The 26,490-nt window shown below is 72.0% G+C and carries 27 protein-coding genes and 1 tRNA gene; 11 read left to right on the top strand and 17 right to left on the bottom strand.

Features of this window, described 5'->3' with window-relative positions:
- Positions 1 to 6: 6 nt before the first annotated feature.
- Positions 7 to 618 (top strand): DUF6264 family protein, encoded by a 612-nt coding sequence (locus RH861_RS06630; protein ID WP_310520347.1) that lies wholly within the window; start codon positions 7 to 9, stop codon positions 616 to 618.
- Positions 619 to 661: 43 nt separating this feature from the next.
- Here the strand turns inward: RH861_RS06630 and RH861_RS06625 are convergent, their stop codons facing one another.
- The gene (locus RH861_RS06625; RefSeq protein WP_067950015.1) at positions 662 to 1,708 is read right to left on the bottom strand and encodes a 4-hydroxy-3-methylbut-2-enyl diphosphate reductase; all 1,047 of its coding nucleotides are present in this window, start codon (positions 1,706 to 1,708) and stop codon (positions 662 to 664) included.
- Between the two features lie 86 nt (positions 1,709 to 1,794).
- On the opposite strand from RH861_RS06625, the gene xseA reads away from it, so the two are divergent.
- From xseA to RH861_RS06600, 5 genes are all read left to right on the top strand, one after another.
- Positions 1,795 to 3,018: an exodeoxyribonuclease VII large subunit gene (gene xseA / locus RH861_RS06620; protein WP_310520346.1), complete on the top strand. Its 1,224-nt coding sequence runs from the start codon at positions 1,795 to 1,797 to the stop codon at positions 3,016 to 3,018.
- Positions 3,019 to 3,028: 10 nt separating this feature from the next.
- Positions 3,029 to 3,274, top strand: coding sequence for an exodeoxyribonuclease VII small subunit (locus RH861_RS06615; protein ID WP_310520345.1), 246 nt, complete (start codon positions 3,029 to 3,031; stop codon positions 3,272 to 3,274).
- Positions 3,274 to 3,915 carry a DUF4245 family protein gene (locus RH861_RS06610; protein WP_310520344.1) on the top strand — a complete coding sequence of 214 codons (642 nt, stop codon included), beginning with the start codon at positions 3,274 to 3,276 and terminating at the stop codon, positions 3,913 to 3,915. The genes RH861_RS06615 and RH861_RS06610 overlap by 1 nt, the downstream gene beginning before the upstream one ends.
- Positions 3,916 to 3,926: 11 nt before the next feature.
- Positions 3,927 to 4,580 carry a carbonic anhydrase gene (locus RH861_RS06605; RefSeq protein WP_310520343.1) on the top strand — a complete coding sequence of 218 codons (654 nt, stop codon included), beginning with the start codon at positions 3,927 to 3,929 and terminating at the stop codon, positions 4,578 to 4,580.
- A 77-nt stretch (positions 4,581 to 4,657) separates the two neighbouring features.
- Entirely contained in the window at positions 4,658 to 6,073 is a 1,416-nt protein-coding gene (locus RH861_RS06600) for a class II fumarate hydratase (RefSeq protein WP_310520342.1), read from the top strand.
- Positions 6,074 to 6,155: 82 nt separating this feature from the next.
- Here the strand turns inward: RH861_RS06600 and phoH2 are convergent, their stop codons facing one another.
- From phoH2 to RH861_RS06585, 3 genes are all read right to left on the bottom strand, one after another.
- Positions 6,156 to 7,469: an RNA 5'-3' helicase PhoH2 gene (gene phoH2 / locus RH861_RS06595; RefSeq protein WP_310520806.1), complete on the bottom strand. Its 1,314-nt coding sequence runs from the start codon at positions 7,467 to 7,469 to the stop codon at positions 6,156 to 6,158.
- Between the two features lie 275 nt (positions 7,470 to 7,744).
- Complete coding sequence (locus RH861_RS06590) at positions 7,745 to 8,902, bottom strand: aminotransferase class V-fold PLP-dependent enzyme (protein WP_310520341.1); 1,158 nt, start codon at positions 8,900 to 8,902, stop codon at positions 7,745 to 7,747.
- A 16-nt stretch (positions 8,903 to 8,918) separates the two neighbouring features.
- Entirely contained in the window at positions 8,919 to 9,704 is a 786-nt protein-coding gene (locus tag RH861_RS06585) for an isoprenyl transferase (RefSeq protein ID WP_310520340.1), read from the bottom strand.
- Between the two features lie 74 nt (positions 9,705 to 9,778).
- Between RH861_RS06585 and trhA the strand changes: the two genes are divergently transcribed.
- On the top strand, positions 9,779 to 10,579 hold the full coding sequence (gene trhA, locus RH861_RS06580) for a PAQR family membrane homeostasis protein TrhA (RefSeq protein WP_310520339.1): 801 nt from the start codon (positions 9,779 to 9,781) through the stop codon (positions 10,577 to 10,579).
- Positions 10,580 to 10,601: 22 nt separating this feature from the next.
- On the opposite strand, the gene RH861_RS06575 is transcribed toward trhA, so the two are convergent.
- A complete protein-coding gene (locus RH861_RS06575; protein WP_248598574.1) occupies positions 10,602 to 10,901 on the bottom strand; it encodes a hypothetical protein in 300 nt (99 codons plus the stop codon).
- A 71-nt stretch (positions 10,902 to 10,972) separates the two neighbouring features.
- Between RH861_RS06575 and RH861_RS06570 the strand changes: the two genes are divergently transcribed.
- Together RH861_RS06570 and greA are read left to right on the top strand one after the other, a co-directional pair.
- The gene (locus RH861_RS06570) at positions 10,973 to 11,473 is read left to right on the top strand and encodes a DUF4307 domain-containing protein (protein WP_310520338.1); all 501 of its coding nucleotides are present in this window, start codon (positions 10,973 to 10,975) and stop codon (positions 11,471 to 11,473) included.
- Between the two features lie 60 nt (positions 11,474 to 11,533).
- A complete protein-coding gene (gene greA, locus RH861_RS06565) occupies positions 11,534 to 12,025 on the top strand; it encodes a transcription elongation factor GreA (protein WP_067949979.1) in 492 nt (163 codons plus the stop codon).
- Positions 12,026 to 12,085: 60 nt separating this feature from the next.
- Here greA and ilvA read toward each other — a convergent pair whose 3' ends face one another.
- Both ilvA and RH861_RS06555 read right to left on the bottom strand, forming a co-directional pair.
- A complete protein-coding gene (gene ilvA / locus RH861_RS06560; protein WP_310520805.1) occupies positions 12,086 to 13,360 on the bottom strand; it encodes a threonine ammonia-lyase in 1,275 nt (424 codons plus the stop codon).
- 25 nt (positions 13,361 to 13,385) lie between these two features.
- Positions 13,386 to 14,600 carry an AI-2E family transporter gene (locus RH861_RS06555; protein WP_082847281.1) on the bottom strand — a complete coding sequence of 405 codons (1,215 nt, stop codon included), beginning with the start codon at positions 14,598 to 14,600 and terminating at the stop codon, positions 13,386 to 13,388.
- A gap of 72 nt (positions 14,601 to 14,672) precedes the next feature.
- Here RH861_RS06555 and RH861_RS06550 point away from each other — a divergent pair, with 72 nt between their 5' ends.
- A complete protein-coding gene (locus RH861_RS06550) occupies positions 14,673 to 15,884 on the top strand; it encodes a winged helix-turn-helix domain-containing protein (RefSeq protein ID WP_310520337.1) in 1,212 nt (403 codons plus the stop codon).
- Between the two features lie 4 nt (positions 15,885 to 15,888).
- On the opposite strand, the gene RH861_RS06545 is transcribed toward RH861_RS06550, so the two are convergent.
- The 4 genes from RH861_RS06545 to RH861_RS06530 all read right to left on the bottom strand — a co-directional run bounded on the left by RH861_RS06545 (position 15,889) and on the right by RH861_RS06530 (position 20,021).
- On the bottom strand, positions 15,889 to 16,761 hold the full coding sequence (locus tag RH861_RS06545; protein WP_310520336.1) for a M48 family metalloprotease: 873 nt from the start codon (positions 16,759 to 16,761) through the stop codon (positions 15,889 to 15,891).
- Positions 16,762 to 16,764: 3 nt separating this feature from the next.
- Entirely contained in the window at positions 16,765 to 17,331 is a 567-nt protein-coding gene (locus RH861_RS06540) for a LemA family protein (RefSeq protein WP_067949973.1), read from the bottom strand.
- 117 nt (positions 17,332 to 17,448) lie between these two features.
- The gene (locus RH861_RS06535; protein WP_310520335.1) at positions 17,449 to 18,762 is read right to left on the bottom strand and encodes a D-arabinono-1,4-lactone oxidase; all 1,314 of its coding nucleotides are present in this window, start codon (positions 18,760 to 18,762) and stop codon (positions 17,449 to 17,451) included.
- Positions 18,759 to 20,021: an alanine racemase gene (locus RH861_RS06530; protein WP_310520334.1), complete on the bottom strand. Its 1,263-nt coding sequence runs from the start codon at positions 20,019 to 20,021 to the stop codon at positions 18,759 to 18,761. Before RH861_RS06530 ends, RH861_RS06535 begins: the two co-directional genes overlap by 4 nt.
- Positions 20,022 to 20,078: 57 nt before the next feature.
- Between RH861_RS06530 and RH861_RS06525 the strand changes: the two genes are divergently transcribed.
- Positions 20,079 to 21,005, top strand: coding sequence for a Ppx/GppA phosphatase family protein (locus tag RH861_RS06525; RefSeq protein ID WP_067949967.1), 927 nt, complete (start codon positions 20,079 to 20,081; stop codon positions 21,003 to 21,005).
- Positions 21,006 to 21,060: 55 nt separating this feature from the next.
- On the opposite strand, the gene RH861_RS06520 is transcribed toward RH861_RS06525, so the two are convergent.
- From RH861_RS06520 to eno, 6 genes are all read right to left on the bottom strand, one after another.
- Positions 21,061 to 21,137: transfer RNA gene (locus RH861_RS06520), tRNA-Leu, on the bottom strand.
- A gap of 46 nt (positions 21,138 to 21,183) precedes the next feature.
- Positions 21,184 to 22,605 (bottom strand): NAD(P)/FAD-dependent oxidoreductase, encoded by a 1,422-nt coding sequence (locus tag RH861_RS06515; RefSeq protein ID WP_310520333.1) that lies wholly within the window; start codon positions 22,603 to 22,605, stop codon positions 21,184 to 21,186.
- 35 nt (positions 22,606 to 22,640) lie between these two features.
- A complete protein-coding gene (locus RH861_RS06510) occupies positions 22,641 to 23,957 on the bottom strand; it encodes a S8 family serine peptidase (protein ID WP_310520332.1) in 1,317 nt (438 codons plus the stop codon).
- Positions 23,954 to 24,496, bottom strand: a complete 543-nt coding sequence (locus RH861_RS06505; protein ID WP_310520331.1) for a DUF501 domain-containing protein — start codon at positions 24,494 to 24,496, stop codon at positions 23,954 to 23,956. The genes RH861_RS06510 and RH861_RS06505 overlap by 4 nt, the downstream gene beginning before the upstream one ends.
- Positions 24,493 to 25,095: an FtsB family cell division protein gene (locus RH861_RS06500; protein WP_310520330.1), complete on the bottom strand. Its 603-nt coding sequence runs from the start codon at positions 25,093 to 25,095 to the stop codon at positions 24,493 to 24,495. Before RH861_RS06500 ends, RH861_RS06505 begins: the two co-directional genes overlap by 4 nt.
- Positions 25,096 to 25,179: 84 nt before the next feature.
- Positions 25,180 to 26,460 carry a phosphopyruvate hydratase gene (gene eno, locus RH861_RS06495; protein ID WP_310520329.1) on the bottom strand — a complete coding sequence of 427 codons (1,281 nt, stop codon included), beginning with the start codon at positions 26,458 to 26,460 and terminating at the stop codon, positions 25,180 to 25,182.
- Between the last annotated feature and the right edge of the window lie 30 nt (positions 26,461 to 26,490).

Genomic DNA, 26,490 nt, shown 5'->3' with positions numbered 1-26,490 from the left:
CAGCGGATGTCGCAGGACGAGGCCGCTCGGAACGAGGCCGCGCACGGGGCGGGCGCCGAGGGCGCTCCGCCCCCGCCGCCGCGCGACGAGCGGCCTCGTCCGCAGTACGGCGAGTACGCCCCCGAGGGCTGGTCGTGGCAGCCGCCGGCCGAGCAGCGAACGGATGCCGCGGCATCCGCCGCCCCCGCAGCCCCGGGCCCAGCGGCGCCGGCCGTCGGCGCCGGCGTCCGCCGCGGCGACGCGATCGCGACGATCATCCTGCTGGTCCTCGGCCTCTTCGGCGCCGCCTACAACGCGCTCCTGCTGAACCTGCTGCCGACGGTGGCGACCGAGACGTTCCGGCAGACGGCCGAGATGCTCGGCACCGAGGTGCCCGGGCGCGACTTCGTCCCCGGGGTGCAGGTGCCGACGCTCATCCTCGTGGGCACGGTCCTGCAGCTGGCGCTGTGGGGCATCGCACTGGCCTGGTCGCTGCGGCGCCTGCGGGCGCGACGCCTGGCGTTCTGGGTGCCGCTGCTGATGGGCGCGCTGGCGTTCGTGGTGTTCTACGCGCTCATGGCGCAGATCCTGCTCTCCGACCCGGAGTACGCTCGCGTGCTCATGGGCCCGGGGGCCTGACCGGCCGGCCGCGTCGCCGCGTCGTCCTCTCTGCGGCGAGGGCTCAGGCGTTGGCGGCCTGGCGACCCCGGCCACCGAGGGCGCGGGCGTCGCGGTTGCCCTGCAGGTCCTTGCGGAGCTCCTTCGGCAGCGAGAACATCAGGTCCTCCTCGGCCGTCTTGACCTCCTCGACCTCGCCGTAGCCGGCGTCCTCGAGCTCGAGGAGCACCTCCTTGACGAGCCCCTCGGGCACCGACGCGCCGCTCGTGACGCCGATGGTCTCGGCCCCCTCCAGCCACTCCTGGCGGATCTCGGTCGAGTAGTCGACCCGGTAGGCGCGCTTCGCGCCGTACTCGAGGGCGACCTCGACGAGGCGGACGCTGTTCGACGAGTTCGCCGAGCCGACGACGATCACGACGTCGGACTCGCGCGCGACCTTCTTGATGGCGACCTGGCGGTTCTGGGTCGCGTAGCAGATGTCGTCGGACGGCGGGTCCTGCAGGTTCGGGAACCGCTCGCGGAGGCGCCGCACGGTCTCCATCGTCTCGTCGACGGAGAGCGTGGTCTGCGAGAGCCACACGACCTTGTCGGGGTCGCGCACCTCGATGTTCGGCACGTCGTCGGGGCTGTTGACGAGGGTGACGTGGTCGGGTGCCTCACCCGCGGTGCCCTCGACCTCCTCGTGGCCCTCGTGGCCGATGAGCAGGATCTCGAAGTCGTCGCGCGCGAAGCGCACGGCCTCGCGGTGCACCTTGGTGACGAGCGGGCAGGTGGCGTCGATGGCGTGTAGGCCGCGCTCGGCGGCGGAGTTCACGACCGCGGGCGAGACGCCGTGCGCACTGAAGACGACGTGCGAGCCCTCGGGCACCTCGTCGACCTCCTCGACGAAGATCGCGCCCTGCTTCTCGAGCTCGGTGACCACGTGGATGTTGTGGACGATCTGCTTGCGCACGTAGACGGGGGCACCGTAGTGCTCGAGCGCCTTCTCGACGGCGATCACCGCACGGTCGACGCCCGCGCAGTAGCCGCGCGGCGCTGCGAGCAGCACCCGCTTGCGTCCTTGGGCGGGGATATCCTTGAGCCGGCCGCGCACGCTCGGGATCCGAGGCATGCCGAGGTCGATTCGCGGGGCATCCGTCAAGCTCGTCACGGTGCCCATCCTACGCGGCCCCACATGACGAGCGGCTGGGAGGCCGCATGGCGCAGGGCCCCACGACGCGCGAGACGCCGTGGCCCGTCTCGGTGCTCTCGGGCAAGCTCAAGGAGTACCTCGACCGGCTGGGCACGGTGTGGATCGAGGGCGAGGTCACGCAGTGGGGCGTCTCGACCGGCAACGTGTACGGCAAGCTCAAGGACCTCGAGGCCGAGGCGACCGTCTCCTTCACGATCTGGTCGTCGACCCGGGCGAAGCTGACCGAGCAGTTCAAGGCCGGCGACCACGTCGTCGCGCTGGTGAAGCCCAACTGGTGGGTCAAGGGCGGCTCGCTCACGATGCAGGTCTTCGACCTCCGCCACGTCGGGCTCGGCGACCTGCTCGAGCGGCTCGAGCGGCTGCGCGCCCAGCTCGCGGCCGAGGGGCTCTTCGACGCCGCCCGCAAGCAGCGGCTGCCCTTCCTGCCCGGCGTGATCGGGCTGGTCACCGGCAAGGACAGCGACGCCGAGAAGGACGTGATCCGCAACGCCAGGCTTCGGTGGCCCGCGGTCGAGTTCCGCGTCGTCCACGCGGCGGTGCAGGGCGAGCGCTGCTGTCCCGAGGTGGTGTCGGCGATCCGCCGGCTCGACGCCGACCCCGAGGTCGACGTCATCATCGTCGCGCGCGGCGGCGGCGACTTCCAGAACCTCCTCGGCTTCAGCGACGAGCGCGTGGTGCGGGCCGCGGCCGAGGCGACCACGCCCATCGTGAGCGCGATCGGCCACGAGGCCGACCGCCCGCTCCTCGACGACGTCGCCGACCTCAGGGCGTCGACGCCGACGGATGCCGCGAAGCGGGTGGTGCCCGACGTGGCCGAGGAGCTCATCCGGGTCGAGCAGGCCCGCGCGCGCCTGCGCATGCGGGTCACGACGCTCGTCTCGCACGAGATCGACCGGCTGGGCCACCTGCGATCCCGCCCGGCCCTCGCCGACCCGGGCTGGATCGTGGACCGCCGCGCCGAGGACGTGACGAGGTGGGTGGCGCGCGGCACGGAGCTGGCCGAACGTGCGATCGAGCGCGCCGGCGTGCGCGTCGCGGAACTGCGATCGCAGCTGCGGGCCCTCTCGCCGCTCGCGACGCTGCAGCGCGGCTACGCCATCGTGCAGCGCGAGCACGACGGTGTCCTCACCCGTCCCGACCAGGCGCCGGAGGGCACGGCGCTGCGCATCACGCTCGCCGAGGGCCGTCTCGGCGCGACATCTCGGGGTGCTGTCGGCGACGGCGAATAGAATGCCGTCCATGCCCACCACTCCCCCGGATGTCGCCGAGCTGAGCTACGAGCAGGCGCGCGACGAGCTCGTTCGCGTCGTCTCCGAGCTCGAGCAGGGCTCGGCCACGCTCGAGGAGTCGCTCGCACTCTGGGAGCGCGGCGAGGCGCTCGCGCAGCGCTGCGAGGAGTGGCTCGTCGGCGCGAAGGCCAGGCTCGACGCCGCGCGCGCCGGCGCGGCGGCATCCGACTCCGCGACCCGCGGCGGCGAGGGCTGATGGCGAGACGCGAGCCGCGCGTGGTGGCCGAGCTCGGCCGCCCCGAGACGCCGGAGGAGACGGCGGCACGCAAGGCCGACGACGCGGTGCGACGACGCCAGCGGCAGACCGTCCGCAACCTCGTCGGTTCCCTCCTCGCGAGCCTCGCCGTCGTCGCCGTCATCGTGCTCCTCGTCCCGCGCAGCGACGTCCCGATCGAGCGCGACATCGACGTGCCCGCCGTCGCGGCGCAGGCGCAGGCCGGCATCGAGCCGCAGCTCGCGGTGCCCGAGCTGCCCGAGGGGTGGCGTTCGAACGCCGCCGAGCTGCGCGACAACCGCGCCGACGGCGTGACCGCCTGGTACGCCGGCTACCTGACGCCGAGCGACGAGTACGCGGGCATGTACCAGGGGCTCGATGCGAACCCCACGTGGACCGCCGACCTGCTCGCCAACACGATCGCGACGGGCGTGACGACCATCGACGAGGTCGAATGGACCGTGTACGACAACCGCGAGACGACCGCCGAGGTCGGCAACGCGAGGTACGGCCTCGTCACCGAGGCCGGCGACAGCACCTTCGTGCTGCTCGGCACCGCCTCCCCGGAGGAATTCGAGACCCTGGCCCGCGCGATCGCGCCGGCCGTCGACGCACAGCGCTGAGAGGAACGGCCGTGACCCAGTCCGTGCCCGCACGTCCCACTTCCCCCGCCGAGACGTGGCGCGAGCTCCGCGCCGGCAACCAGCGGTTCATCGCCGGCACCCCGCAGCACCCCCGTCAGGATGTCGATCGGCGAACGGAACTCGCCGACCACCAGCGCCCGCTCGTGGCGATCTTCGGCTGCAGCGACTCGCGGCTGTCGGCCGAGATCATCTTCGACGTCGGACTCGGCGACGCCTTCGTGGTCCGCAACGCCGGGCAGGTGACCTCCGACGACGTGATCGGTTCCCTCGAGTACGCGGTCGGCGTCCTCGGGGTGCCGCTGATCCTCGTGCTCGGCCACGACCAGTGCGGCGCCGTCCGCGCCGCCATCGACTCGCAGGGCCCGGACGCCGCGCCGCTCCCGGCGCACATCCAGTCCGTGGTCGAGCGGATCGTGCCCGCCGTGCGCCGCGTGGCCGGCTCCGCCGAGGGGACGATCGACCCGGGCGCGATCGACGCCGCCTACGTCGGACGCGAGCACCTCCGCGACACCGTGGCGGAGCTCCTCGAGCGATCCGAGGTGATCAGCGACGCGATCGCAGCCGGTACGCTGGCTATCGTCGGCGCGAACTACCGCCTGCTCGAGGGCCGCGCCGAGACCGACATCGTCGTCGGTCGCATCTGACGCCGGCGGCGGCATCCGCTCCCTGCGCGCGCCGCTGCCGCAACTCGAAACCGCCCGAGATCGAAGGGGAACACACCGTGGTGGACAACGCCGCCGACTACCGGATCGAACACGACACGATGGGCGAGGTGCGGGTCCCCGCGTCGGCGCTGTACCGCGCGCAGACGCAGCGGGCGGTCGAGAACTTCCCGATCTCCGGGTCGGGCCTCGAGCCCGCCCAGATCGCGGCGCTCGCCCGCATCAAGAAGTCCGCGGCGCTCGCGAACGCGCGACTCGGCGTGCTCGACGCGCAGCTCGCGCAGGCGATCGCCGACGCGGCCGACGAGGTCATCGCCGGTCGCCACTCCTTCACCGAGCACTTCCCGGTCGACGTGTACCAGACCGGCTCGGGCACCTCCTCGAACATGAACATGAACGAGGTGCTCGCGACGATCGCGACCGAGAAGCTCGGCAGCCCGGTGCACCCGAACGACCACGTCAACGCCTCGCAGTCCTCCAACGACGTCTTCCCGACCTCGGTGCACATCGCCGTCACCGCCGCGCTCATCGACGAGCTCATCCCGTCGCTCGACCACCTCGCCGTGGCCCTCGAGGCGAAGGCCGACGCGTGGGCCGACATCGTCAAGGCCGGCCGCACCCACCTGATGGACGCGACGCCCGTGACGCTCGGCCAGGAGTTCGGCGGCTACGCCCGCCAGGTCCGCCTCGGCATCGAGCGCGTGCGCTCGGCGCTGCCGCGGGTCGCGGAGGTCCCCCTCGGCGGCACCGCCGTCGGCACGGGCATCAACACGCCGGCCGGGTTCCCGCAGCTGGTGATCGAGCTGCTCCAGCAGGAGACCGAGCTGCCGATCACCGAGGCGGCCGACCACTTCGAGGCGCAGGCCAACCGCGACGGGCTCGTCGAGGCCTCCGGCGCGCTCCGCACCATCGCGGTGAGCCTCACCAAGATCTGCAACGACCTCCGCTGGATGGGTTCGGGCCCGAACACCGGCCTCGGCGAGCTGTTCATCCCCGACCTGCAGCCGGGGTCCTCGATCATGCCGGGCAAGGTCAACCCGGTCGTCCCCGAGGCGGTGCTCATGGTCGCATCGCGCGTCGTGGGCAACGACGCCACCGTCGCCTGGGCGGGCGCGTCGGGCTCGTTCGAGCTGAACGTGCAGATCCCGGTCATGGGCACGGCACTGCTCGAGTCGATCCGCCTGCTGTCGAACTCGGTGCGCGTCCTCGCCGACAAGACCATCGACGGCCTGCAGGTCAACGAGGAGCGCGCGACCGCCCTGGCCGGCATGTCGCCGTCCATCGTCACGCCCCTCAACAAGATCATCGGCTACGAGGCCGCGGCGAAGATCGCGAAGCACTCGGTCGCCAAGGGCATCACGGTTCGCGAGGCCGTCGTCGACCTCGGCCACGTCGAGCGCGGCGACCTCACCGAGGCCCAGCTCGACGAGGCACTGCACCTGCTGTCGATGACGCGTCCGCCGCAGGCGAAGTAGCGCCGGCCGCGGCATCCGCTGCATCACGACGGCCCCGGAACCGAGGTTCCGGGGCCGTCGTGTGTCCGCGCGGCGTCGCCGACTACGCCAGTTCGGCGCCGTCGAGCATCTCGGAGACGAGTGCCGCGATCGCCGACCGCTCGGACCGCGTCAGCGTGATGTGGGCGAACAGCGAGTGCCCCTTCAGCGTCTCGATGACGCTCGCGACGCCGTCGTGCCGGCCGACCCGCAGGTTGTCGCGCTGCGCGACGTCATGCGTCAGGATCACCCGCGAGTTCTGCCCGATGCGGCTCAGCACGGTGAGCAGCACGTTGCGCTCGAGCGACTGCGCCTCGTCGACGATCACGAACGCGTCGTGAAGGGAACGGCCCCGGATGTGCGTGAGGGGCAGCACCTCGAGGATGCCGCGGTCGACGACCTCCTCGAGCACGTTGTCGGAGACGAGGGCGCCGAGCGTGTCGAACACGGCCTGCGCCCAGGGGTTCATCTTCTCGCCCTGGTCGCCCGGCAGGTACCCGAGCTCCTGCCCGCCCACCGCGTACAGCGGCCGGAAGACCATGATCTTCTTGTGCTGCTGCCGTTCGAGCACGGCTTCGAGCCCGGCGCACAGGGCCAGCGCCGACTTGCCCGTGCCCGCCCGGCCGCCGAGCGAGAGGATCCCGATCTCCTGGTCGAGGAGCAGGTCGATCGCGAGGCGCTGCTCGGCCGAGCGTCCGTGCACGCCGAACACCTCGCGGTCGCCGCGCACCAGCCGCACCTCGTGCTCGCCCACCACGCGGCCGAGGGCCGAGCCGCGCTCGGAGTGGATGACCAGGCCGGTGTTGACCGGCATGCCCTCGACCTCGCTCGTCGTGATCGCGTCGTGCTCGTACAGCTTCGCCATGTCGTTCGAGCCGAGCGCCAGCTCCGCCATGCCCGTCCAGCCGGAGTCGACCGCGAGTTCCGCGCGGTACTCCTGCGCGTCGAGGCCCACCGAGGCCGCCTTGACGCGCAGCGGGAGGTCCTTCGAGACGACCGTGACCGCGAGGCCGTCGTTCGAGAGGTTCATCGCGCACGCCAGGATGCGCGAGTCGTTGTCGTTCAGCTGGAGGCCGCTCGGCAGCACCGACATGCTCGAGTGGTTGAGCTCGACGCGGAGCGACCCGCCGTCGTCGCCGACGGGGATCGGGAAGTCGAGCCGTTCGTGCTCGACGCGGAGGTCGTCGAGGATGCGCAGCGCCTTGCGGGCGAAGAAGCCGATCTCGGGGTCGTTCCGCTTCGCCTCGAGCTCGGTGATCACCACGACGGGGAGCACCACGGCGTGTTCGGCGAATCGGAACAGCGCTCGCGGGTCGGACAGCAGCACCGACGTGTCGAGCACGTAGGTGCGTTCCGCCTGCGAGATCCCGCCGGGCACGGCATCCGACGGCGCCGCACCGGCGACCGACTCGACCGATCCGACGGGCTTGGTGGGTTCGACAGAGGTCACGACCGCTCCTGCCCCGAGCTTCCGCTCGGCTCACGCGCCGGCCGGCGATCCTCCAACGAGCGGTTCACGAGCCGACTCGATCAGGCGACTTGCCCGATGCCTCGACGGTACGTCCGACGCCCGACATCCTCGTGAGCGACACGCGGCGCGACATCCCCCGTTCACGTGCCGGTCGACGGCGCGACGGATGCCGCCCGTGGGCGTCAGTACGTCGCGGCGGTGTTGAACGAGACGAACGCCCCGCGGAGCATCTCGACGGTGTCCTCCGACAGCACGGCGTGGACGCTCAGGCGCACGCTGCCGAGCCGCGTGGTCGCAGTGACGCCGTGGTTGTGCAGCGACGCCGACAGCACGGTGATGTGCTCCGGTTCGGGTTCGAGCACCACGATGCCCGCGCGCTCGCGTTCGTCGCGGGACGACGAGACGGGGATCGCGAACTCGTCGGCGAGGTCGATCACCCGGCTCACGTTCTCGGCGAGCCGCGAGTTGACGGCGTCGACGCCGACCCCGGCGATCTCCTCCATCGCGGCCGCGAAGCGTGCTGCGGCGATCGGATCGAGGTTCGAGACGCGGAACGCGCGGGCCGTGGACGCGGGCGGCGGCACCTCGTCCCACACCTCGGGCTCCTCGGTGCCGGTGTAGCCGGAGAACACGGGGGTGAGCTGTTCCCGGGCCCGGTCGGAGACGGCCATGAACCCGGTGCCCCAGCCGGCGCGGCACCACTTCTGGCCGCCGGTGACGACGACGTCGGCGAGCTGCCAGGGCGCGTCGACCACGCCGAAGCCCTGGATGGCGTCGACGATGAGCAGCCGGTCGCCGATCACCTGGCGGATGCCCTCGAGGTCGCAGAGGTAGCCCGTGCGGGAATCGACGAGGCTCACCGCGACCGCGGCGACGTTGGACTCGAGCTGCGCCCGGATCAGGCCGGGGGTGACCTTCCCGTGATCGGTCTCGAGCCACGCGGGCTGCACCGCGTGCAGCGCCTCCTGCGCGCGGACGGCGGCGATCGGGAGGCTGGGGAACTCGCCGGGCGAGAGGAGCACGGTCCCGGTGAGGCCGAACATCGCGTGCATCAGGCCCGTGGTCGTGTTCGGCACGGCGACCACCTGGTCCGGCGTGAAGCCGGTGAGTGCGGATGCCGCCTGCCGGAGCCGTTCGTCCTGCTGGCGCAGCGCGTCGAGGCTGCCATAGCGCGCACGCTCGAGGACGTGCGTGAAGGCGTAGGTCTCCTCGGCCGCGACCCGCGTGAGCGGGCCGACCCGGCCGTAGTCGAGGTACCCGGGTTCCTCGGTGAAGCCGGCGAGGTAGTCGTCGATGGTCACTCGGCTCAGCGCCCCCTTCTCCGAGGCATATCCTGACATGCCCGCGGCGGAATGATCACCCTCCGAACCGCCGGTGCCGCTTCGTGTAGTCGCGGAGCGCGCGCAGGAAGTCGACCTGCCGGAGGTCGGGGCCGAGCGCCTCGACGAAGTAGAACTCGCTGTGCGCCGCCTGCCAGAGCATGAAGTCGCTGAGGCGCTGCTCGCCCGACGTGCGGATGACGAGGTCGGGGTCGGGTTGCCCGCCGGTGTAGAGGTGCTCCCCGATGAGGTCGGGCGTGAGCGACTCGGCGAGGTCCTCGAGGCTGCGACCCTCCGCGTGGTGCGAGGCGACGATGGAGCGCATCGCGTCGGTGATCTCGCGTCGACCGCCGTAGCCGACGGCGAGGTTCACGTGCAGGCCGGTCTTCCCGGCGGTCCGCTGCTCGGCCGCATCGAGGGCCGCCACCAGGGGCTCGGGCAGACCCGCGTCGCTGCCGACGTGCTGCACGCGCCAGTCGCGGTAGTGGCTGAGCTCCTCGGCGAGGTCGGCGATGATCTCGATGAGGTCCTCGAGCTCGTCGGAGGTGCGGTTGCCGAGGTTGTCGCTCGACAGGAGGTACAGGGTCACGACCTTCACGCCCAGGTCGTCGCACCACTCGAGGAACTCGCGCATCTTCGCCGCGCCGGCACGGTGGCCGTGCGCAGCGGTCTCGTACCCGAGCTGCCTGGCCCAGCGCCGGTTGCCGTCGATGATCATGGCCACGTGGTGCGGCAGTTCTGCCTGGTCGAGCTCACGCCGGAGCCGGTTCTGGTAGAGCCGGTAGAGGAGCCCGCGACCGAGGTGATGATCGCTCGTCTGCACCCGACTACGGTACTCCCCCGCCGAAGCCGGTCACTCACAGCATCCCGTGATGCGCGCGCCCCTACGCTGTGGACATGAGCCCCGCGAGCGAACCCGAGGACGTCGGCGAGCACCTCAAGCGCCCCGAGTCCCAGCTCGACCCGGCCGACGCCGCGGTCGCCGTCGACGATCGCCGCGGCCCCGACCTTCCGAACCTCCCGCTGATCGACGCGTCGCCCGAACGCCCGACCGACGTGAAGCCGACCTGGCGTGGCTGGATCCACGCGGGCACCTTCCCGCTCACCATCGCCGCGGGCATCGTGCTCATCGTCCTCGCCGAGGGGGCGTGGGCGAAGTGGGCGTCGGCGGTGTTCACCCTCACCTCGATGCTGCTGTTCGGCCTCTCGGCCCTCTACCACCGATTCGACTGGTCCCCGCGAACCAAGGTGATCCTCAAGCGCGTCGATCACGCCAACATCTTCCTGCTGATCGCGGGAACGTACACGCCGCTGGCGATCCTCGCCCTGCCGCCGGACAAGGGCTGGCTCCTGCTCGCGATCGTCTGGGGCGGCGCGCTGCTCGGCATCGGGTTCCGGGTGTTCTGGATCCACGCCCCGCGCTGGCTGTACGTGCCGCTGTACCTGCTGCTCGGCTGGGCCGCCGTGATGTACCTCGGCGACCTCCTCGAGGCGAGCGTGGCGATGATGGTGCTCGTCATCGTCGGCGGCGTGCTCTACACCGTCGGTGCCGTCATCTACGGCCTGAAGCGACCCAACCCGTGGCCGGGCCACTTCGGCTTCCACGAGATCTTCCACGTCTGCACGGTGCTCGCGTTCATGTGCCACTGGACCGCGACGCTGATCATCGCCCTGAACCCCGTCTACCACCTCGGCTGAGACCGGGTGGCGCCGCTCGGCGCTACTCGGGCTTCGAGGGGGGCAGGTCGGATGCCGCGTCGCCGCCCGGTCGCTCCGTCGGCGCTCCCGAGCCGTCGCCCTCGGCGGCGGCGCGCTCCTCGGCGTCGAGTCGTTCGCGCGCCTCGGCGCGGTAGTTGACGCGGCGGATGCGGCGCACCATGTCGAGCACGAGCAGCAGCACGACCGCCATCACGATGAAGGTGATGACGAAGCCCTCGACGCCCGGCGTCACGTCGTTCGGGTCGAACTCCTCCTCCGCGGCGACGGCGAGCAGCGCGGTGACGGCGGACGCGACGGGCATCGGGATCCCTTCAGGGGCGGGGCGTAGGCTTGCTTGAAGCCTAGACGATCGAACCGGGAAGGAGCCGGGCGGTGCCCCCACGCGAGTCCGCCGATGCCGCCGCGATCGATGCGGCGGCCGAGGATGCCGCACTCGACGGCGCCGCACGATCGTCCGACGCAGTCCGCGGGCCCGGCGGGGTCAGCCGGCTCGCCGACCGCTACGGGCGCACGCCGGAGCGCCGACGTCGCGAACGGTGGCTGCTCGGCGGCGCCGCGCTCGCCTTCGCCGTGGTGCTCGTCGCCTGGGTGGTCTGGGCGGGCCTCGACGGCAGCCGTCCGCAGGTGGAGGCGACCGACCTCGGGCACCGGCTGATCGACGACCACGCCGTCGAGGTGACCTGGCGGCTCTCGGTGCCGGCGGGCAACGAGACCGCGTGCATCGTGCAGGCCTTCAACGAGGACTTCACCATCGTGGGCTGGAAGGTCGTCGAGATCCCGGCCTCCGAGCGGCCGCTGCGCACCTTCACCGAGACCGTGCGCACCGCGCTCGAGCCCAATACGGGTTTGGTCTCGACCTGCTGGCTGATCTAACATAGGAGATTCGCTCCGGCATCCGCCGGGGCGTCACGTCTATACACGGGAGTGTGCACCATGGCGCAGGAGGCAACCGTCACCTGGCTCACCCAGGAGGCCTACGACCGGCTCGCCGCCGAGCTCGAGCACCTCTCCACCACCGGCCGCGAGGAGATCGCGAAGCGCATCGAGGCCGCACGTGAAGAGGGCGACCTCAAGGAGAACGGCGGGTACCACGCCGCGAAGGACGAGCAGGGCAAGCAGGAGGCCCGCATCCGCCAGCTCACCGAGCTGCTGCGCACCGCCGAGGTCGGCGAGGCGCCCCAGTCGAGCGGCGTCGTCGAGTCGGGCACGGTCATCACGGCCGTCGTCGCCGGCGACGAGGAGCGCTTCCTCATCGGCAGCCGCGAGATCGCGGGCGACTCCGAGCTCGATGTCTTCAGCGAGCAGTCGCCGCTCGGCGCGGCGATCCTCGGCCTCAAGGTCGGCGAGTCGACGTCGTACACGGCACCGAACGGGCGCGAGATCCCGGTCGAGATCCGCAAGGTCGAGACCTGGGGCGGCCAGTAGGCCCGAGCACGAGCTTCGAGGGGCGGAGGCGGCGCGTTCAGCGCGGCATCCGCCCCTCGCTCATTCCTCGATGACCTCGGGCTCGTAGCCGGCGCGTCGCAGCACGTCGACGACCTCGGCCCGATGCTCCGGACCGCGGGTCTCGACCGAGAGCTGGAGCGCCACCTCGGAGATCTGCATGCCGGCGCCGTGGCGGGTGTGGAGCACCTCGACGACGTTGGCGTTCGCGCGTGCGACGAGTTCGGCGATGCGGGCGAGCTGACCCGGTCGGTCGGGCAGCCCGATGCGCAGGGTGAGATAGCGATCGGATGCCGCGAGACCGTGCGCGATCACGCGCTGCATCAGGAGCGGGTCGATGTTGCCGCCCGAGAGCACGACCACCGTCGGCCCGTCGGGGCGCACCCCGCCGGTCATGAGTGCGGCGACGCCCACCGCGCCGGCCGGCTCGACGACGAGCTTCGCGCGCTCGAGCAGCACGAGCAGCGCCCGGGCGATGTCGTCCTCGGTCACGGTGACGACCTCGTCGACGGCGTGACGGATGATGTCGAAGTTCAGCTCGCCCGGCCGGTACACGGCGATGCCGTCGGCGATGGTCGGCACGACCGGCACGGTCGTCGGCTCCCCCGCGACGAGCGATGGCGGGTACGGCGAGGCGTTCTCGGCCTGCACCCCAATGACCCGGACCGTGCGCCCGAGCGCGGCACCCCGCTGCTTGGCGGCGCTCGCGATCCCGGCGGCCAGGCCACCGCCGCCGATGGGCACGACGATGGTCGTGGCATCCGGGACCTGCTCGAGGATCTCGAGCCCGAGCGTGCCCTGCCCGGCGATCACGTCGGCGTGGTCGAACGGCGGGATGAGCACCGCGCCGGTCTCCTCCGCGAACCGGGCCGCGGCCTCGAGCGTCTCGCCCACGGAGTCGCCCCGCAGCACGACGTCGGCGCCGTACGCCCGGGTCGCCTCGAGCTTCGGCAGCGCAACGCCGACGGGCATGAAGATCGTGGCGCGGATGCCGAGCTCGCGCGCCGCGTATGCGACGCCCTGCGCGTGGTTGCCCGCGGACGCGGCGACGACCCCGAGCGCGCGCTCGTCGTCCGTGAGCGCCGACATCCGGTTGAACGCGCCGCGGAGCTTGTACGAGCCCGTGCGCTGCAGGTTCTCGCACTTCAGGTGCACCGGCACCCCGGCGAGCGCGGCGAGGTAGCGCGAGGACTCCATGGGCGTGGGCCGGGCGACGTGCGCCACGATCCGCTGCGCGGCCTCGAACCCGGCGAGGTCGGGGCCCGGCCAGGCGGGGGCGCCGGTCGAGGGCGGGGCGACCGGCGGAGCGTCGGTCATGCGGGCGTCGATGGCGTGGTTCATGTCACCGTCCGTATCCGGGTCGTTGGGGCACCGTGCGCCACAGCGGCGATTTCGTCTCGGTGGGTTCCGGCGGTTCCGCCTGCTTCCACGTGCCGCCGGCGATGTAGAGGATCATCACGTTGAGCACCGCCGCCACGGGCACGGCGAACAGGGCGCCGGGGATGCCGGCCAGCAGCGACCCCGTGGTCACGGCGATGACCACGCCGAGCGGGTGGACCTTCACCGCCGTGCCCATGATGAGCGGCTGGAGCACGTGGCCCTCGACCTGCTGCACGAGCAGCACCACGCCGAGCATGGCCAGCGCGATGCCCCATCCGTTGTAGACGAGGGCCACGAACACGGCGAGTGCGCCGGTCACGACCGCACCGACGATCGGGACGAACGAGCCGAGGAACACGAGGATCGCGATGGGGATCGCGAGCGGGACGCCGAGCAGCAGCGCGCCGAGGCCGATGCCGACGGCGTCGATCGTCGCGACGAGGATCTGCACCTTCACGAAGTTCTGCAGCGTGGCCCACCCGACCCGGCCGCTGCCGTCGATCGCCGCGCGGGCGCGCTGCGGGAAGATCCCCACGATCCAGTTCCAGATGAACCGGCCGTCGATGAGGATGAACAGGGTCGCGAACAGCGCGAGCAGCAGCCCCGCGAGGAAGTGACCGACCGAGGACCCGACGGACAGCGCGCCGCTGACGAGGACGCTGCTGTTCTCCTGCGCGGAGGTGACGATCTCGTCGACCCAGTCGTCGAACTGCTGCGGCGTGATGTGCAACGGCCCCTCGAGCAGCCACGCACGGAAGTCCTCCCACGCGATCACGGTCTGGGCGGCGAGGTCGCCGGAGCCGCGGACGATCTGCGAGATGCCGAGCGTCAGCAGCCCGGCGACGGCGGCGAGGGTGGTGAGCATGGCGGCGGTCACCGCGAGCCACTTCGGCCACCGGTGCCGCTGGAGGAACTGGGAGAAGGGCACGAGCAGCGCGGAGAGCAGCACGGCCACGAGCACCGGCACGATGACGAACCGGAGCTGGATGATGAGGAACACCACGACGGCGAGCACGCCCCCGACCAGCAGGAGCCGCCACGACCACGCCGCGGCGACGCGCATGCCGTACGGCACGGACTCGGCCGCGTCGCGCGACGGCTGCGCCGCCGTCTCGGGCACGGACGTGCGGCGTGCGATCGCGCGCCGAGCGCGCGAGGTCCCCTTGGCATCCGCCATGGGGTAAGTCTAGGCTCCGCTCCCCGGGGGGTTCCGCCGTATGTCGCAGGCGGCCGGTAGGGTCGACGCACCATGGTCGACGTCGTCAGTCCCGCCCTCGCCCGTCGCATCGCACTCGCCGCCCAGGGCTTCGGCCGCCCGATCCCGGCCGCCCCGGGCGCGAGAGCGCTCGGCGGCGTCGTCGATCGGCTCGGCCTGCTCCAGATCGACTCGGTGAACGTGTTCGAGCGCAGCCACTACCTGCCCGCGTTCAGCCGCATCGGCGGATACGACCGAGCCGTGCTCGACCGGCTCGCCTGGGGGCGGCGGGGCCGCCTCGTCGAGTACTGGGCGCACCAGGCGGCGTTCATCCCCCGCGAGCTGTGGCCCGTGTTCGAGTTCCGTCGCGAGGAGTATCGCCGCAGCGGCACGTCCGAGTGGGGCGGATGGCTCTCCGAGAACCGGCGCCTCGCCGACTGGCTGCGTGCCGAGCTCGCCGCGAACGGTCCGATGCCCGCAAGTGCGATCGAGCACGACGCCAACGAGCGCCGCGGGCCGTGGTGGGGGTGGTCCGACGTGAAGCGGACCCTCGAGTGGATGTTCCGCACGGGCGAGGTCGTGTGCGTCGACCGACGCCGCTTCGAGCGCGTGTACGCGCTCCCCGAGCAGGCCCTCGACCCCGCCCTGCTCGACGCCGCCCCCGCCGAGGCCGACCAGGTCCGCACCCTGGTCGAGCGGGCGGCATCCGCGCTCGGCATCGCCACGGCCGCCGACCTCGCCGACTACTGGCGCATGAAGTCCGCCCAGGTCCGTCCCGCCGTCGCCGACCTGGTCGACGCCGGGGTGCTCCTGCCCGTCGAGGTGCCCGGCTGGACCACGGGCTCCAGGCCCGCACCGGCGTGGCTGCACCGCGACGCCCGGCGCCCCCGCCGGATCGAGGCGGCCGCGCTGCTCTCGCCGTTCGACCCGGTGGTGTGGTTCCGGCCGCGGGCCGAGCGCCTCTTCGACTTCCACTACCGCATCGAGATCTACACCCCTGAGCCGCAGCGACGCTTCGGGTACTACTCCCTGCCCGTCGTGATCGACGACGCCGTCGTCGCGCGTGTCGACCTCAAGAGCGACCGGGCGGCGGGCGTGCTCCGGGTGCAGTCGGCGTGGGCCGAACCCCACGCCCCCGCCGGGACCGCCGAGCGCCTCGTGCCGGAGTTGCGCCGCGCCGCCGACTGGCAGGGCCTCGGCGAGATCGTCGTCACCGGCCGGGGCGACCTCTCCCCCGCGATCGCCTCGGCGCTCTCGTCAGCGTGAGCGGCTAGAAGCTCCGCCCCATCTCGTGCAGCCGCCGCACGCGCTCCGGGATCGGCGGGTGCGTCGCGAACAGCCGGTCGACGACGCCCGGCTTCAACGGATCGGCGATCCACAGGTGGGCCATCGACGTGTTCTGGCGCTGCATGGGCCGCCCGTACGCCTCGAGCTTGAGCAGGGCGCGCGCGAGCGCGTCGGGATGCCGCGTGGTCATGGCCCCCGTGGCATCCGCCAGGTACTCGCGCTGCCGCGAGACCGCCAGCTGCACGAGGCTCGCCACGAGGGGCGCGATGAGCATCGCGACCAGCCCGAAGACGAGCACGACGGGATTGCCGTTGTTGTTGCGACCGAAGAACGCCATGCGCAGGAACAGGTCCGAGATGAACCCGATCGCCACGACGAGGCCGAACACGACCATCGAGAGCCGGATGTCGTAGTTCCGGACGTGGCCGAGCTCGTGCGCCATGACGCCCTCGAGCTCGGAGTCGTCCATGAGTTCGAGGAGTCCGGTGGTCGCCGCGACGACCGCATGCTGCGGGTCGCGCCCCGTCGCGAACGCGTTCGGCGCGGGGTCGGAGATCACGAAGACGCGCGGCATCGGCGTGCCCGTGGTGATCGACAGGTTCTCGACGGTGCGCCACAGCCGCGGGTGGTCGCGGACGCCGTGGATCTCGACGGCGCCCGACATCGACAGCGCCTGGCGGTCGGCCGTGTAGTACTGGAAGAGCGAGTACGCGGTCGCGATCACGAGCGTGATGACGACGATGGTGAGGTCGCCGTAGATCACCGACGCCAGGTAGCCCAGTCCGCCGACGATGGCGAGGAACAGCAGGATCGTGAAGACGGTGTTGCGCTTGTTCCGGGCGATCGCTCGGTACATCGGCTAGAACTGCACGCGCGGCGGCTCCGCGATGGCCGCCGGCTCCGTGACCTCGAAGAACTCGCGCTCGTGGAAGCCGAGGCTGCGCACGAACAGGGTGTTCGGGAACACCTTGATCTTCGTGTTGAGCTCGCGCACGCCGCCGTTGTAGAACCGGCGCGACGCCTGGATCTTGTCCTCGGTGTCGACGAGTTCGGACTGCAGCTGCAGGAAGTTCTGGCTCGCCTGCAGCTGCGGGTACGCCTCGGCGACGGCGAAGATCGACTTCAGCGCCTGCTGCATGTGGTTCTCGGCGGCACCGGCCTCGGCGGGACCCTGCGCCTGCAGGGTCTCGGCGCGGGCGCGCGTGACGTTCTCGAAGACCGCCTTCTCGTGCGCGGCGTAGCCCTTGACCGCCTCGATGAGGTTCGGGATCAGGTCGGCCCGTCGCTTCAGCTGCACGGTGATGTCGCTCCACGCCTCATCGACGCGCACGTTCAGGGTGACGAGCGAGTTGTAGGTGGCCCACAGGTAGATGCCGATCACCAGCACCAGGACGACGACGATGATGAGCGGGATCAGCCATTCCATGGCGAGGACTCCTGAGCTTCGGCGACGATCGGGTACGGCCATCCTACGCCGCGGGGCCGGGGCCCGCCCGGACTCCCATGCGACTCAGAGTCAGCGCGCCCGCGGCATCCGCTCGCCTCAGGCGCCGAGGACCCGGTCGAGGTAGGTGTTGGCGAAGCGGCGGTCGGGGTCCAGCTCGTCGCGTACGCGCAGGAAGTCGTCGAACCGCGGGTAGGCGCCGCGCAGCGCGCCGGCGTCGAGCGAGTGCAGCTTGCCCCAGTGCGGCCGTCCGTCGTGGGCGCGCATGATGGCCTCGACGGCGTCGAAGTACTCGCGCGGGTCCTCGCGGAAGTACCGGTGCACCGCGATGTAGCCGGTCTCGCGGCCGTATGCGGTCGAGAGCCACACGTCGTCGGACGCCGCGGCCCGCACCTCGATCGGGAAGCTGATGCGCCAACCGCGCCGCTCGATCAGCGCGCGCACCTCGCCGAACGCGGCCGGGACCGCCTCGAGCGGCAGCGCGTACTCCATCTCGGCGAACCGGACGCTGCGGTGGGTGGTGAACACCGCCGGCGACCGGTCGGTGAAGTCACGGTTGCCCGTGAGCCGTTCGACCTGCCGTGCGAAGAACGGCGTGACGGATGGCGCCACCCGGCCGAGCGCGCAGATCCCCCGGTAGACGCCGTTGGCGAGCAGTTCGTCGTCGATCCACCGCGACACGCGACCGAGCGGCTGCCGCGGTGCGTCGCCGGGAAGCCGGGTATTCGTCTTGGTGAGCGCGGTCGTGGTGTGCGGGAACCAGTAGAACTCGAGGTGGTCGGCGTCGCGCACCCGGTCGTCCCAGGCGGCGAGCACCTCGTCCAGCGGTTCCGGGCGTTCCACGGCGTGGAGGACGAAGCGCGGCACGAGCTGGAGGGTCACGTCGACGAGCACGCCGAGCGCGCCGAGCCCGAGTCGCACTGCCGGGAGCAGGTCCGGGCGCTCGCGCTCGTCGACCCGGAGGAGTTCACCGGTCCCGGTGACGAGCGTCGCCGCGACCACCTGCGTGGCGAGCCCGCCGAAGCCGAGTCCGGTGCCGTGCGTGCCCGTCGAGATCGCTCCCGAGATGGTCTGCCGATCGATGTCGCCCATGTTCGCCAGCGCGAGCCCGTGGGGTTCCAGCAGCCCGGGCAGGCGGTGCAGCGGCGTCCCAGCGCCGAGCGTGACGCGACCGGTCGTGGCATCCGCGTCGATCACCCCCGAGAGGTCGGCGAGGTCGAGCTGCACGTCGGGCGCGACCGCGATGCCGGTGAAGCTGTGCCCCGACCCGACGGGCTTCACCCGCAGCCCGGATGCCGCGGCGGCCCGGACCGCCCGCTGCACCGCGACCGCGTCCGCGGGCCGCTCGACCCGCAGCGGTCGCACCGCCTCGGTGCGCGCCCAGTTCCGCCAGGTCGCGCCGGTGGCGGTCACAGGAACGCCTTCCCCTCGCCGCGGTACGTGGGAAGCTCGCCGATCACGCGACCGTCGTCGACGAGCGCGTACGCCTCGACGTGCTCGGCGAGCTCACCGGACTTGGCATGACGCAGCCAGACGCGGTCGCCCGCGCGAAGCGCGCCCGCCCCTCGACCGGTGACCGGGGTCTGCACCTCGCCGGCGCCCTCGCGCGGAAGCAGCCGCAGGCCCTCGGGCCACACCACGCGCGGCAACCGGTCCCGGCCGGGTGGGCCGGACGCGATCCACCCGCCGCCGAGCAGGGTCGCGTGCTCGGGACCGGGCGAGCGGACCACGTCGAGCGCGAACGCGGCGGCCGGCGCGGGCGCGAAGCCGGCGTACCCGTCGAAGAGGTGGCCGGCGAACAGGCCGGACCCGGCGGCGACCTCGGTCACGCTCGGATCGACCGCCGTCGCCTCGATCGAGCCAGTGCCGCCGCCGTTGACGAACTCGAGGTCGGCGTGCCGGCGCACCGCGGCGACCGCGAGGGCTCGCCGCTCGACCAGCTCGGCCATCGACCGCGGCTTCATCCATCGAGTCGCCGCGCCCGCGACCGGCCGGCCGGCCGGTCGATCGGCGACGCCGGCCACCTGCGCCTCGTAGGCCATGAGCCCGACGAGGCGGAAGCCGGGCCGGGACGCGACCGTCGCCGCGAGCGCCTCGGCGTCGGCCGCCGAGTGGACCGGCGACCGGCGCACGCCGACGTGGCCGAGCACGGGCGCGCGCCACGATGCGTCGAGTTCGAGGCAGACGCGGATCGGTTCGCGGCGCCCCGGACCCGCCACGGCGTCGACGAGGTCGAGCTGGTCGACCGAGTCGACCATGATCGCCACCCGCGCCGCGGCTTCGGGATCGCCGGCGAGCCGGGCGATCGCCGCCCGGTCCGCGGTCGGGTAGCCGACCACGACGTCATCGGCCGATCCCCTTCCGACCAGCCACAGCGCCTCCGGGAGGGTGTACGCGAGCACGCCCCGGTATCCGGGCAGCTGCTCGAGCGCCTCGACGACGCCGCGCACGCGCAGCGACTTCGACGCGACCCGGATGGGCGTGCCGCCCGCACGACGCACGAGGTCCCGCGCGTTGCGACGCAGCGCCCCGAGATGGAGCACCGCCAGCGGTGCCGCGAGTGCCGCCGTCGCGGCGTCGAGCTCCGGCCAGTACCGTTCCGGGTGGGTCCAGGGCGTGCCATCCGCGTCGTCGGGGGCGTCGGCGCGGAGGCCGAGATCGAGGGCGGTCACGGGGCACAGTATGCCTGCGGGGCGCGCGGGACACCAACCACGCACTACGCTCGCACCATGCGCCTCGGGGTCCTCGACGTCGGTTCCAACACCGTGCACCTGCTCGTGGTCGACGCGCATCCCGGTGCACGACCCATCCCGGCCGCGTCGAACAAGTCCGTGCTGCGGCTCATGCGCTACCTCGACGACGACGGCGCGATCACCGAGGAGGGCGTCGACGCGCTGCTCGCCGCGGTGACCGAGGGCGCGCGGGTGGCCCGCGAGGCCGGTATCGACGAGATGCTCGCGTTCGCCACGTCCGCCATCCGCGAGGCGGCCAACGGTCCCGAGGTGCTGCAGCGCATCGAGGACGCCGCCGGCATCCGCCTCGACGTGCTGAGCGGCCCCGACGAAGCGCGGATCACCTTCCTCGCCGTGCGTCGGTGGTACGGCTGGTCCGCCGGACGCGTGCTCCTGTTCGACATCGGCGGCGGCTCGCTCGAGATCGCGCACGGCGGCGATGAGATCCCGGATGCCGCGCAGTCGGTGCCGCTGGGCGCCGGCCGGTCCACGATCCGCTTCCTGCCGGACGATCCGCCGAGCGAGGCGCAGGTGAAGCGGCTCCGCGAGCACGCTCGGGGGCTCCTCGAGGCGACGGTGGACGAGTTCGGCGGGATCCCGGCGTCCGACCACGTCGTCGGCTCGTCGAAGACCATCCGATCGCTCGCCAAGCTCGCCGGCAGCACCGAGGAGGGCGTCGGCTCGGAGGAGCGCAGCATCCTCAAGCTCTCGCACCTCGACGACTGGATCCCGCGCCTCGCACGCATCCCCGCCGACGCGCGACCGGCGCTGCCCGGGATCACGGAGGACCGCACGTTCCAGATCGTCGCCGGCGCGATCGTCCTCTCCGAGACGATGCACGCGTTCAAGGCGAAGACCCTCGAGGTGTCGCCGTGGGCGCTGCGCGAGGGGCTCATCCTGCGCCGCCTCGACCGCCTGGGCTGAGCCGTCGGCCGGCGGTGGCGCCGTTCGAGACGGACGGGCGCACCGCGTCGATTCGTGGTGCTCCCGCTGGGATTCGAACCCAGACTGAGGCGAGTTTAAGTCGCCTGCCTCTGCCGATTGGGCTACGGGAGCGCGGTGCCGGCCGATCCGGCCGGCACCGCGTCACAGCTTAGGGCGACTACTTGGCCGCGACGGCCTTCGCGGGCGTCTTGCGAGCACCCTTCGTGCCGCTGCCCGACTCGACCGCCTTCGCGGGTGCCGCCGGAGCGACTTCGGCCGCCGGCTTCGGGCGCGCGGCGAACTGCTCGAAGGCAGCACGCGGGTGCTGGACCGCAGCGAGCGACACGATGTCGCGGCCGAGCCAGAAGTTGTTCCACCAACCCCAGAACACGCGGAACTTGCGCTCCCACGTCGGCATCGCGAGGCCGTGGTAGCCGCGGTGGGCGAACCACGCCGGCAGGCCCGTGATCGCGATCTTGCCCGACTGGAACGCCCCCGAGCCGACCCCGAGGCCGGCCACGGCGCCGAGGTTCTTGTGGATGTACTGCTTGGGCTCCTCGCCGCGCAGGACCGCGACGATGTTCTTCGCGAGCAGCTTGCCCTGGCGCACCGCGTGCTGCGCGTTGGGCACGCAGTAGCCGCCCACGCCGCCGCCCGTGAGGTCGGGCACGGCCGCGATGTCGCCGGCCGCCCAGGCGTCGGGCACGATGTCGTCCTCGTCGCCCACGCGGAGGTCGGCGCGCGTGAGGATGCGACCGCGCTCCTCGACCGGGAGGTCGCTCGTCCGGACGATGGCCGGGTTGGCCATGACGCCCGCGGTCCAGACGATGAGGTCGGACTCGAAGGTCTCGCCCGTCGAGAGCTCGATGCGCCCGTCGACGGCGCTCGTGAGCTGCGTGTCGAGGTGGACCTCGGCGCCGCGCTGGGCGAGGTGCTTGATGACCCAGTGGCTCGTCGGCAGCGACACCTCGGGCATGATCCGGCCCATCGCCTCGATGAGGTGGAAGTGCGTGTCGTCGAACGAGAGCTGCGGGTAGTACTTCAGCAGCGAGCTCGCGAACGAGCGGAGCTCGGCGAACACCTCGATGCCCGCGAAGCCGCCGCCGACCACGACGAACGTGAGCAGGCGGTCGCGCTCGGGGCCCGCCGGCAGGTTCGCGGCCTTGTCGAAGTTGGTGAGGACGCGATCGCGGATCGCGACGGCCTCCTCGATGGTCTTGAGCCCGATCGCCTGGTCGGCGACGCCCGGGATCGGGAACGTGCGCGAGACGGCACCACCGGTGACCACGATGACGTCGTAGTCGAACTGCCACGGCTCGCCCACCTCGGGCGTGATCGTCGCGGTCTTCGACGCGTGGTCGATGCCCGTGACCTTCGCGGTCACGACGGTGGTCTTCTTGAGATGGCGACGGAGTGCGACCACCGAGTGGCGCGGCTCGATCGAGCCGGCGGCGACCTCGGGAAGGAACGGCTGGTAGGTCATGTACGGAAGCGGGTCGACGACCGTCACCTCGGCCTCGCCGGGTCGCAGCCACTTCTCGAGCTTCCACGCCGTGTAGAAGCCTGCGTAGCCGCCACCGACGATCAGAATCTTGGGCACGGTGAATGGACTCCTTGGTTTTCTGGTGAGTGCGATCACTGGGCGCGGATGCGCTCAGTCCGCCTGATGTGCCGAGTGGCGCCGATGCCCAACAGCGCTGCTAGCGTACCAAATCCGGCGACCAGCGAGAGCGGCACCGTGATATAGGCGAGCGTCCACGGCGTCGGGAGCAGCGTCTTGGCGCTTTCCGAGCGCGGCGGCGGCGGATCGGCGATCGGGACGATCTGCTCGGCGTCGCTTCCGTCGGCCGTGTCCTGCTCCGGCAGGTCGGCGCGGCGATGCACGCGGATCCAGTCCTGGAGGCTTCCCAGCGGATTCGCCTCGACGGCCTCGACGTCGGCGGTGAGCGCCGCGACCGGGTCGATGATGCCGTACCCGTACAGCGGGCTCGGCACCTCCTCGCCCTTGGGGTCGGCGGTGCGGATGACGCGGTTGATGACGTTCGCGGCATCCATGTCGGGGTACTCGGCGCGCACGAGGGCCACGAGGCCCGAGACGAGCGGCGCCGCCGCGGAGGTGCCCGACCACTGGACGTAGCCGCCGTCGGGGAGCACGCCGACGAGGTCCTCGCTGGGCGCCGCGACCGCGATGGTGATGCCCTGCGAGCTCGCGTCGAAGCTCGCGTTCTGCTCCCGGTCCACGCCGGCGACGGTGAGCACGCCGGGGATCGTGGCGGGCGCACCGACCTGCGTCGTACCCGACCCGCGGTTGCCCGCGGCCGCGACCACGACCACGTCGTTCTCGAACGCGTGGAGGAACGCGTCGTCCCAGCTCTCGGGCCAGTCGCTGGTGTTGCGGGTCAGCGACATGTTGATCACGTCCGCGCCGTTGTCGACCGCCCATCGCACCGCATCCGCGATCTGCTCGTCGTTCGTCTTCGGCGACCCCGAGTCCTGCCCGAAGGCGACGGATGCCGTGAGCAGGTCGGCGTCGGGCGCCACCCCGATCACGCCGTTGCCCGCGCCGGTGCCGCGGCCGGCGAGCAGGGAGGCCACCAGCGTGCCGTGCTCGCTCTCCTCGCCGACGGGCGTCTGGCCGTTCGGCGACCCGATGCCCGAGGCATCCGTGCCGCCCACCACCACGCCGCGGAGCTCGGCGATCTCGCCGTTGACGCCCGTGTCGATGATGGCGACCTTGACGCCGTCGCCGCGGGACGTGTTCCAGGCCTGGGTGAAGCCGTACTCGTTCAGCCAGTACTGCAGGTCGCGGACCGTGTCGGCGTTCGCGGGGGCGGTGCCCGTGACGGCGAGCGCCGCGGCGAGCGCGACCGTGAGGCCCGCGCGCCACCCGCGCCCGCGCCGGCGTCGGACGACGTCACCCGCGCGACCGTCCCGGGTCCGGGTGGGCGTCATGACGACGACTCCGCGGCATCCGCGTCGTCGACGCCGTAGTCGGGGCACCGGCACACGTCGGGCGACCAGGTGGAGCGCTCGAGGGCGAGGTCGCCGATCGGGTTCACGCCGGACCCTGCGGCGAGCGCATGGCCCGCGAGGGCGTGCAGGCACTTCACGCGCGTGGGCATGCCGCCCGCCGAGACGCCCGCGATCTCGGCGACGGTGCCGAACTGCTCGCGGTCGGCGAGGTACTGCTCGTGGGCCGCCCGGTAAGCTGCCGCGACCTCGGGATCGCGCTCGAGCAGCTCGGTGAACTCCACCATGAGCTGGGCCGCCTCGAGGAACGACATGGCGGCGGTGGCGACCGGGTGGGTCAGGTAGTAGAAGGTGGGGAACGGCGTGCCGTCGGACAGGCGCGGCGCCGTGGAGACGACCGTCGGCGCCCCGCAGACGCAGCGCGCCGCGATGCCGACGACGTCGCGCGCGGGGCGGCCGAGCTGCGCCGACACGATGCGGAGGTCCCGTTCGGACACCGGGGGGAACGGCGGGCGGGTCATCGGGTCCCCTCGTCGGCGGGTCGGTCGTTCGCGGGCTCGGTCGCCGGGGCGTCGGATGCCGCGGGCGCGAGTCCCGCGGTCATCACCGAGCGCAGCATCGTCTGCATCCAGTCGCCGCGCTGCTCGGTCACCTCGCGGGAGACCTCCCGGTCGGCGGCGGCGAGCGCCTCGGGCGAGCGGTCGTCGATGACGAGGTAGCTGACCTCGCCGGGGAGCACGTAGTAGAGCCGCTCGCGTGCCTGGGTGACGATGTACGTCTCGTCGTTCCAGCGCTCGCGCTGCTCGGTGAGCCGGGCGACCTCGGCCTCCTGGCGGGCGACGTCGGCCTTCAGCTCGGCGATCTGCTGGCGCTGCTCGGCGTAGGCCGCGATGCTCGGCGCGAGCACCACCACGGCGAGCACGAGCACGCCCATCATGATGATCGAGAAGCCCGAGAAGCGGATGCCGGCGAGCCAGTCGGCGCTCACCTGGCGGACCGACTGCCGTGCGGGCCTGCCGCCCGGGCGCGGCGACGGCGTCGTCCGAGACGGGGTGGCGGCCGGCTCGGCGGGCTTTGCGGGCTTGGCGGAACGAGGCGGGGTCGGACGACGTGCGTTCATCGGCGTCGCCCTCCTCTCGTGCCCGCGGGAACGACCGACGGGAGCGGCCGCCTGGCCGCTCCCGTCTGGACGTCTGGTGACGTGCTACGCCATGAAGCGCGGGAATGCCGTGCGGCCCGCATACACCGCGGCCTCACCGAGCTCTTCTTCGATCCTCAGGAGCTGATTGTACTTGGCCACTCGCTCGGACCGGGCGGGCGCGCCCGTCTTGATCTGCCCGCAGTCCGTCGCCACCGCGAGGTCGGCGATGGTGGTGTCCTCGGTCTCGCCCGATCGGTGCGACAGCACCGCGGTGTAGCCGGCGCGCTGCGCGAGCTTGACGGCGTCGAGCGTCTCGGTGAGCGTGCCGATCTGGTTGACCTTGACGAGGATCGAGTTGCCGACCCGACGGCCGATGCCGTCGGCGAGGCGCTTCGGGTTCGTCACGAAGAGGTCGTCGCCGACGAGCTGCAGCTTCGTGCCCAGCGAGCCGGTGAGCTCGGCCCAGCCGTCCCAGTCGTCCTCGGCGAGCGGGTCCTCGATCGAGATGAGCGGGTACGCGTCGGCGAGCTCGGCGTAGTACGCGTTCATCTCGGCGGCGCTGCGGTCCTTGCCCTCGAAGCGGTACACGCCGTTCTCGAAGAACTCGGTGGCCGCGACGTCCAGGCCGAGGGCGATCTCACCGCCGAGGGTGAAGCCGGCCTTGCCGATCGCCTCGGCGATCAGGTCGAGCGCGGCGCGGTTGTTCGCGAGGTCGGGCGCGAAGCCGCCCTCGTCGCCGAGGCCCGTCGACAGGCCCTTCGACTTCAGCAGGCTCTTCAGCGCGTGGTACGTCTCGACGCCCCAGCGGAGGCCCTCGGAGTAGGTCTCGGCACCGACCGGCAGGATCATGAACTCCTGGATGTCGACGCCCGTGTCGGCGTGCGCGCCGCCGTTGATGATGTTCATCATCGGCACCGGGAGCACGTGCGCGTTCGGTCCGCCGAGGTAGCGGAACAGGGGCAGGTCGGCCGAGTCGGCCGCGGCCTTCGCGACGGCGAGGCTCACGCCGAGGATCGCGTTCGCGCCGAGGCGGCCCTTGTTCTCAGTGCCGTCGGCGTCGATGAGGGCGGCGTCGATGACGCGCTGGTCGCTGACGTCGAGGTCCTCGATGGCCGGGCCCAGCTCGTCGAGCACGGCGTCGACGGCCTTCTGCACGCCCTTGCCGAGGTAACGGTCCTTGTCGCCGTCGCGCAGCTCGTACGCCTCGAACGCGCCGGTCGACGCGCCCGAGGGCACCGCGGCCCGCGAGACCGTGCCGTCGTCGAGCAGGACCTCGACCTCGACGGTGGGGTTGCCGCGCGAATCCAGGATCTCCCGTGCGCCGACAGCTTCGATGAATGCCACAGTGAACTCCTCTGTGATGGGGGTGTGCTG

Source organism: Agromyces indicus (assembly GCF_031432295.1).
GTDB lineage: Bacteria > Actinomycetota > Actinomycetes > Actinomycetales > Microbacteriaceae > Agromyces > Agromyces indicus.
This window is presented reverse-complemented; position numbering and strand designations above follow the sequence as displayed.

Coding starts and splice junctions, on each gene's coding strand:
- RH861_RS06630 (WP_310520347.1), top strand. CDS start 7: ATGTCGCAGGACGAGGCCGCTCGGAACGAGGCCGCGCACGGGGCGGGC.
- RH861_RS06625 (WP_067950015.1), bottom strand. CDS start 1,708: ATGCCTCGGATCCCGAGCGTGCGCGGCCGGCTCAAGGATATCCCCGCC.
- xseA (WP_310520346.1), top strand. CDS start 1,795: ATGGCGCAGGGCCCCACGACGCGCGAGACGCCGTGGCCCGTCTCGGTG.
- RH861_RS06615 (WP_310520345.1), top strand. CDS start 3,029: ATGCCCACCACTCCCCCGGATGTCGCCGAGCTGAGCTACGAGCAGGCG.
- RH861_RS06610 (WP_310520344.1), top strand. CDS start 3,274: ATGGCGAGACGCGAGCCGCGCGTGGTGGCCGAGCTCGGCCGCCCCGAG.
- RH861_RS06590 (WP_310520341.1), bottom strand. CDS start 8,902: ATGTCAGGATATGCCTCGGAGAAGGGGGCGCTGAGCCGAGTGACCATC.
- trhA (WP_310520339.1), top strand. CDS start 9,779: ATGAGCCCCGCGAGCGAACCCGAGGACGTCGGCGAGCACCTCAAGCGC.
- RH861_RS06575 (WP_248598574.1), bottom strand. CDS start 10,901: ATGCCCGTCGCGTCCGCCGTCACCGCGCTGCTCGCCGTCGCCGCGGAG.
- greA (WP_067949979.1), top strand. CDS start 11,534: ATGGCGCAGGAGGCAACCGTCACCTGGCTCACCCAGGAGGCCTACGAC.
- ilvA (WP_310520805.1), bottom strand. CDS start 13,360: ATGACCGACGCTCCGCCGGTCGCCCCGCCCTCGACCGGCGCCCCCGCC.
- RH861_RS06555 (WP_082847281.1), bottom strand. CDS start 14,600: ATGGCGGATGCCAAGGGGACCTCGCGCGCTCGGCGCGCGATCGCACGC.
- RH861_RS06550 (WP_310520337.1), top strand. CDS start 14,673: ATGGTCGACGTCGTCAGTCCCGCCCTCGCCCGTCGCATCGCACTCGCC.
- RH861_RS06545 (WP_310520336.1), bottom strand. CDS start 16,761: ATGTACCGAGCGATCGCCCGGAACAAGCGCAACACCGTCTTCACGATC.
- RH861_RS06540 (WP_067949973.1), bottom strand. CDS start 17,331: ATGGAATGGCTGATCCCGCTCATCATCGTCGTCGTCCTGGTGCTGGTG.
- RH861_RS06525 (WP_067949967.1), top strand. CDS start 20,079: ATGCGCCTCGGGGTCCTCGACGTCGGTTCCAACACCGTGCACCTGCTC.
- RH861_RS06510 (WP_310520332.1), bottom strand. CDS start 23,957: ATGACGCCCACCCGGACCCGGGACGGTCGCGCGGGTGACGTCGTCCGA.
- RH861_RS06505 (WP_310520331.1), bottom strand. CDS start 24,496: ATGACCCGCCCGCCGTTCCCCCCGGTGTCCGAACGGGACCTCCGCATC.
- RH861_RS06500 (WP_310520330.1), bottom strand. CDS start 25,095: ATGAACGCACGTCGTCCGACCCCGCCTCGTTCCGCCAAGCCCGCAAAG.